This window comes from Rugamonas violacea, assembly GCF_016461825.1.
GTDB lineage: Bacteria > Pseudomonadota > Gammaproteobacteria > Burkholderiales > Burkholderiaceae_D > Rugamonas.
The window spans coordinates 7,181-14,181 of the sequence record NZ_JAEMNU010000068.1 but is presented as its reverse complement, the minus strand read 5'-3'; the positions used below and the strand labels follow the sequence as shown (position 1 = coordinate 14,181).

The 7,001-nt window shown below is 73.8% G+C and carries 3 protein-coding genes; all 3 read right to left on the bottom strand.

Going from position 1 to position 7,001, the window contains the following annotated elements:
• On the bottom strand, window positions 1–5,232 hold a 5,232-nt coding region (locus tag H7U20_RS13100), incomplete at its 3' end, for a type I polyketide synthase (RefSeq protein WP_199759596.1).
• Window positions 5,219–6,733: a flavin monoamine oxidase family protein gene (locus tag H7U20_RS13095; protein WP_199759595.1), complete on the bottom strand. Its 1,515-nt coding sequence runs from the start codon at window positions 6,731–6,733 to the stop codon at window positions 5,219–5,221. The genes H7U20_RS13095 and H7U20_RS13100, both read right to left, overlap by 14 nt.
• A gap of 9 nt (window positions 6,734–6,742) precedes the next feature.
• The coding region (locus H7U20_RS13090; protein WP_199759594.1) for an acyl carrier protein at window positions 6,743–7,001 on the bottom strand (259 nt) is incomplete at its 5' end.

Below are 7,001 nucleotides of genomic sequence, written 5' to 3'. Positions count from 1 at the left end.
GGCGGCGGCCGGCGTCAGGCCCGGCAGGCGTTGCCGCAGTTCGCCGAGCGTGCCGCCGGCCAGCAGCAGCGCGACAGGAATGCTGATTCCCAGGCGGCTCTGCAGCTCGCTGCGGATGCGGATCAGGCCGACGGAGTCGAGGCCGAGTTGTTCGAGCGTGGCCTGGTCGTCCAGCGCGGCGGCGGCGTGGCCGGTTTCGGTGGCGATCAACCGGCCCAAGACGTCGCCGTTGTCGGCCGTGTTGTCCGTATTGTCCGTGTTCGCCGTGTTCGCCGTGGCGGCGGGCGCGGCGGCCGGGCGGGCCGGCGCGACGGGCGCCAGCTCGTACAAGGCGTAGTGGCCACAATGGCCCCGGCCGCCGGCGCCGGCCAGCAGCGCGCCGAGCGTGGCGCAGGCGCGCGCGGGCGGCATCGGCTGCAACTGGCGCAGCGCGCGCGAACGCCGCGCCGGCGCCAGCGTGCGCATCATGCCGACGTCGGCCCAGGGCCCCCAGTCGATGACCGTGGCGGGCAGACCTTCGCGCTGGCGCAGCGCCGCCAGTTGCTGCAGCCCGGCGTTGGCGGCCGCATAACTCAGTTGGCCCGGCGACTCGACCAGCGCGGCCAGCGAGGAGAACAGCACGAAGTATTCAAGTTCCGCGTGGCCGGCGGCGTGCCGGTGCAGCAGCCAGGCGCCGCCCAGTTTGGCGGCCAGCACCTGTTGCAGCTGCGCCGCGTCGGTGTCGCCGATCGCCCGGTCGGCCAAGGCGCCGGCCAGGTGGAACAGGCCGTGCATGGGCGCCGTGCAGGCGGCCAGCGCGGCGTTGGCGGCGTCGGCGTCGGCCAGGTCGGCCTGCAGCAGTTGCAGCGCGACGCCGTGCGCCGCCAGTTCCTTGAGCCAGCCGCGCTGTTCGTCCGACGGCGCGGCGCGGGCGATCAGCACCAGGCTGCGGCAACCGGCGCGTTGCACCAGATAGTCGACCAGCTGGCGGCCGATGCCGCCGAAGGGGCCGCTGACCCAGTAGGTGCCGTCGGCGCGGCAGCAAGGGAGGTCGCCGTCGGCCATGTCGTTCAGGCGCACGGTCTGGCGGCGCGCCAACCGGCCGCCGCGCAGCCGCCACAGGCTGGTGGCGATGGCGCCGTTGGCGAAGCCCGCCGGCTGCGCCCGCACGGCGCGGGCGGCGGCAACGGTTGGCGCGCCGGCGGCGTCGGTGTCCAGCCAGCTGACGTCGAGCTCGGGCAGTTCGCTGCGCAGGCTGGTCGCCAGCGCCTGCCAGAGGGCGCGCCAGGTCTGCGCGGCCTGGCCGCCGGCCGCATCGCCGCTCAACTCGGCGATGCACAGCTGCAGCGGCTGTCCGGGTTGGCTGTCGAGTATGTCCTGCAGCGCCAGGCGCCAGGTACGCACCCGTAGCGCCAGTTCGGCCGGCGCGGCCGCCTGCGCCTCGGCCGCATCGGCCAGGATCAGGATGGTGCGCAGCGGCGTGGCCGCCGGCTGGGCGCCATGCAGGCGGCCGTCGGCATCCCAATGCGCGGTGCGCGTGCCGACGCCGGCCGCCTCCAGCCATTGCGCGCAGGGCGCCGGCAGCGGGCTACCGGCCGGCGCGGCCAGCAGCCAGTCTTCGCCGCCCGGCGGCGCCGCCGCCAGGTCGGCCAGCGCGCCGTGCGCGACCCAGTCGACCGTGTGCAGCGGCGACTTGCGTTGCAGCGCCGACGCGGCCACGCCGGCGCAACTGACCTCGCTCAGCACGCCCAGGCAGCGGCCCTGCGCGCAATACAGTGTCAGCTCGCCGTCCAGGAAGCCGGCCGGCGCCGGCCGCAAAACGGCGTGGCAGAAGAGCGGGCCGCTCCAGGCGGCGGCCGGGTCGAGCCAGGCGCTGCCGACCGACACCGGCACGTAGGCATGGGCCGGATCGCCGGCGCAGATGCCCAGCGTTTGCAGGCAATTGTCGAGCAGGGCGGCGTGGCACAGCGGCAGCACGGCCGCTTGCTCGTCCGGCGGCAGGATGCGGCACCAGATTTCCTGCGCCGAGACCCGGTGGCTGGCCTGCACCCGCTGGAACAGCGGCCCGTAGGCGACGCCGTGGGCGCGGTAGCGCTGGTAGAACGGCGCCGCGTCCTGCCACACCGCGTCGGCCGGCGGGCGCACCAGGTCGGCGGCCGGGGCCGCGTCGCGCCAGCCGGCGCGCACTTCGGCGTGCAGCGGCCGCGCCTGGGCGGGCGCGCTGTAGCGCAGCAAATAGGACTGTTCGGCGTCGGGACCGCTGAGTTCGACCGTCAGCTGCGTGGTTGCGTCGGCCGCCAGCGGCAACGGTTGATGGATCAGCAGGGCGTGCACGGTCAACTGCCGCGCCGGCCCGCCGTGGCCGGACTGCAGCCAGCGGCGCGCCAGCTCCAGCGCGCTGGACAGGTAGTACATGCCGGGCAGCACGGCGACGCCGTCGATCACATGCTGTTGCAGCCAGGTTTCGCCGGACTGCGGATCAAGGCTCAGTTCATGGCGCACCGCCAGCGCCGCCACCGGCGGGCCGGCCGGCGCGACGGCGCCGCCCAGGTGGGACAGGCCGCTGAGCGGCCACGAGGCCGGCTGGATGTGCTCGCGCTGGAACGGGTACAAGGGCAGGTCGCCGCGTGCCGGCGTGTCCGCCGCGGCGGCGCCGAGGCGCTGCAGCGCGGCGCGCGGATCGAGCGCGCCGTGCTCGCTCAGGCCGCCCAACGCGCGCAGCACGGCATGCTCGTCGGGGTTGTGGAAGTCGAGGCTGGGCCAGCAGGGGATGGCGCGGCCGGCCAGGCGCGCGGCGGCCGCCGTCAACGGGCTGAGCACGGCGCGCGGACCGATCTCCAGCACCATGTCGGGGGCGTCCGCCAACAGGCGCGCGATGGCGCCGGCAAAGTCGACCGGCGCCTGGATCTGGCCGACCCAATAGCCGGTTGCGGCCACCGTGCGGTCCAGCGCGGCCGGATCGTCGCTTTGCACCGAACTGTAAAACCGCACCGCGCCGTCGGCTGCGCGCAGCTCCGGCTGCAAGGCGGCGCAGGCGGCGGCGAAGCGTGCGGCCGCCGCCGCCATCAGCGGGGTGTGGAAGGCGCCCCGGGTGGCCAGCGGCGTGCAGACCAAGCCGGCGTCGGCGGCGGCCAGCGCCAGTTGCGCCAGCGCCGGGCCACGGCCCGCCACCACCAGCGATTGCGGACCGTTGCGCACGGCGATCCACAGCGCCGGCTCGGCGCCATTGACGCGCGCCAGCAGCGGCGCCAGTTGTTGCGGCGTGGCGGCGATGGCCAGCATGGCGCCGTCGCTGTCGGCGCAGGCCGCCTCCATCGCGTCGGCCCTGGCCAGCAGCAGGCGCGCGGCGGTCTCGAAGCTCATCACGCCGGCCACGCAGGCGGCGGCGTACTCGCCGACGCTGTGGCCCAGCACGGCCACCGGCCGCAGGCCCAGCGCGCGCCAGAATTCGGCCAGCGCGTACCCGACCAGGAACAAGGACAGCTGGGCGGTGCGTTGGCGGTCGCGCCCGCTCGGCTGGCGCTGCCCGGCATCGCCGACAAATATCCGTTCGAGCAGGCCGACGCCGTCGTCGGCGATGCCGTCGAGGCGGGCGGCCAGCGGCGCCAGCAGCGAACGGAACAAGGCGTTGTCCCGGTGCAGCTGGCGCGCCATGTTGGTGTACTGGCTGCCTTGGCCGGTGAAGACCAGCGCGACCCTGGCCGTGGCCGGGCGCTGGCGCAGCGGCACGGCCAGGCGCCGGCGCAGCTGCGCGGCCAGCTCGGCCGGGTTGGCGCCGCTGACCGACAGGCGGGCCTGGCTCCACAGCTGGCGGTGGAACAGCGCGTCATGGCAGATGGCGGCGGCCGGCGCGGCGTCGGGCCGCTCCAGCAGGTCGGCGTAGCGGCCGGCCATGGCGCTCAGCGCGACGGTGCTTCTGGCCGACAGTTGCAGCAGCAGGGCAGTATCGGCCGTGGCGGCCGTGGCGGCCGGCGCCGGCCCGGCTTCGCCGAGCAGGACGTGGGCGTTGCTGCCGCTCATGCCGAAGCCGCTGACGCCGCCGATGCGGCGCGTCTCGCCGGGCCAGGCCAGCGCCTGCGGCGGCAGCACCATGCTCGGCACGGCGCTGGTGATGTCGGCGTCGATATCGCCGGCGAAACAATGCGGCGCGATGCGTCGACGGTGCAGGCACAGCGCCATCTTGATGACGCCGGCGATGCCCGCCGCGCCTTCGCAATGGGCGATGTTGGCCTTGGCGGCGCCGACGAACAGCGGCGTGTCGCGCTGGCCGAAGACCTCGCCCAGCGCCGCCAGCTCGATGCGGTCGCCCAGCTCGGTGCCGGTGCCGTGGCTTTCGATGTGCGACACCTGCCCCGGCGTCAGCCGGGCGCTCTGCAAGGCCTGTTCGATGACCCGCCGCTGCGCCGTCTTCGATGGCGCGGTGATGCCGTTGCTGCGGCCGTCGCTGTTGATGGCGCTGCCCAGCACGTGGGCGTAGACCCGCAGGCCGCGCTCGGCCGCCGCCGCCGCGCTCATCAGCACGATGGCGCCGACGCCCTCGCCGCGGGCGAAGCCGTCGGCGTGGCGGGTGAAGGGCTTGCAACGGCCGTCGGCCGCCAGCATGCCGGCGGCGGCCAGGTCGGCGCTGTAGTCGTGCGCCAGGATCAGCGAGACGCCGGCCACGATGGCCATCGTGCAGCGCCCCTCGCGCAAGGCCGAGACGGCCTGGTGCAAGGCCACCAGCGAGGACGAGCAGGCGGTGTCGACCACCAGGCTGGGGCCTTCGAGACCGAAATGGTAGGACAGCCGTCCGGCCGCCATGCTGCCCAGCGCGCCACGGCTGAGGAAGCCGTTGTAGTCGCCGCTGGCGGCCATGCGGCGGCCGAAATCGCTGGTGCTGACGCCGACGTACACGCCGCACTGGCTGCCGCGCAGGCTGGCCGGATCGAGGTCGGCGTCTTCGACGGCGTGGTAGCCGCATTCGAGCAGCAGGCGGTGTTGCGGGTCCATGTACATCGCCTCCTTGGGGGCGATGCCGAAGCAGCCGGCGTCGAACAGCCAGGGCGAGCGGCCCAGGTAGCCGCCGTGGCGCGCGCTGGCCGGCAGGCCGGCCAGCGTGGCGGCGTCGAAGCGCTCGGCCGGCAGGGCGCCGGTGGCGTCGATGCCGTGCATCAGCACCTGTTCGAAGCCGGCCAGCGAGTCGGCCCGGCCCGGCAGCTCGCACGCCATGCCGACGATGGCGATGTCGCCGGTGGAGGGTTCAGTTGCAGACATCGTGGAATCCTTGGTGGTGGGATGGTGTGGCGGCGTGCGGCAGCAGCTGCAGCACGCGCTGGGCCGAGCGCAGCGCGCCCTCGAAGAAGCCCTGGAAGTCGGAATAGGCCTCGCCGCAGATGTGCACCTGCGGCGCCCGGCCGTCCGCGCCCAGCGCGAAGGCGGCCAGCGTGGCCATGACCTGTGCCGAATCGCGGCCCGGTTTCCAAAAGTGCACGCCGGCGCCGAACGGCGCCGCGCTCCAGTCGCACAAGCCCCATTCGAGCAGCCGCGGCACGTCGTCGCGGCCGAAGGTCTGTTGCAGGGTGCGCTCCAGGGCCAGGCGCAGACGCGGGTCGGCGCTGCGCACCGGCCGGTTTTTGTGGGGGAAGCGGGCGCCCGGTTGCTCGGCCAGGTTGGCCCAGTAGTGGCACCACGGGTCGTCGTTGTAAAACATCGCCAGTCCGTAGGCCCCGGGGGTGGCGGGATGGGATTCGAAATGCGCGGCGCGGATGCTGGCGCCTTCGCCGCTGCCGGGCGCCGTGTCGGGGCCCCACCATGGATCGGCCATCACGCACGAGGCCCAGACGATGGGGAAGCACAGCACCGCGTCCAGGCAGGCCAGCACCGGCGCCGGCAGCGAGGGCGCCAGCGCTTCGAGCGCGCGGCGCGGCAGGGCCAGGATCACGCGCCGGGTGCGCACCGTTGCGCCGGCGTCGCCATGGCGCAGCCGCAGATCGAGGTCGCCGTCGTCGCGTTCGACGATGGCGTCGAGCTGGTGGCGCAGGTGGATCTCGACGCCGGCGCCGCGCACCGCCTGCTCGGCGGCGTCGACCAGCGCCTGCATGCCGCCTTGCGGGATGTACGAGGGACGCTGCATCAGCCGCATGTCGAGCAGTTGGCAGATCCAGTCGGCGGCGTTGGGATTCTGGTTCTTGAAGTTGTAGAAGGCGCCTTTTTCGCGCGCGAACTCGACCGCCTCGTGGCTCAGCACATCGGCCAGCACATTCCACATGCCTTGTTGATACAGGGGGCGCCCGGCAAAGCGCGCGTCGCGGCGCAAACCGGCCTTGTCGGCGGCGCGGCCCGGCCGGTCGAGCCGGTCGCCGGCGAAGTCCCACTGATCGCCGATGGCTTGCTCGATGCCGTACCACAACAGCGCCCAGGCGGCGTCGCCGCCGGCGGCGCGTTCGAGCACCGCGCGCTCGGCCGCCGTCAGACGCTCGGCCGCCGGCAGGATCGCCGACCCGGCCTCGTGCGAGAGGATCGGGGTGACGGCGATCCCCAGCTCTTGCACAAAACGGTCCATCAAGGGCTGCAGGTCCGGTTCGATGCGCACGGCGCCGAACTCGGCGCGGAACTGGCCGTCGAGCATCGGCTCGGTCTGTACCCGTCCGCCCACCGCCTCCAGCGCTTCGAACAACTGGATGCGCAGGCCGGGTTGGCTTTGTTTCAGCTGGTGGGCCAGATACAGTCCGCTGATGCCGCCGCCGATGATGCAGATATCGCTGATCGCTTGCATCGGGACTCCTTAGGCGGCGCGGCTGGCGGCGCTGCTCAGGCGCGCGGCGACGGCCTGCGCCAGCAGCTCAAGCGTGAAGAACTCGAACAGTTCCTCGGAGCGCAGGCGGATGCCGAAGTCGGCGCCGACACGCAGCGCGAACATTTGCACGCCGAGCGAATCGAGCCCCAGTTCGGCGAACGGCAGTTCGCGTTCCAGCGTGGCGCCGGGCACCCCGAGCGTCTCCGCCAGGGCCGCCGCCAGCAGGTCGATCGGGGCGGCGGCGGGG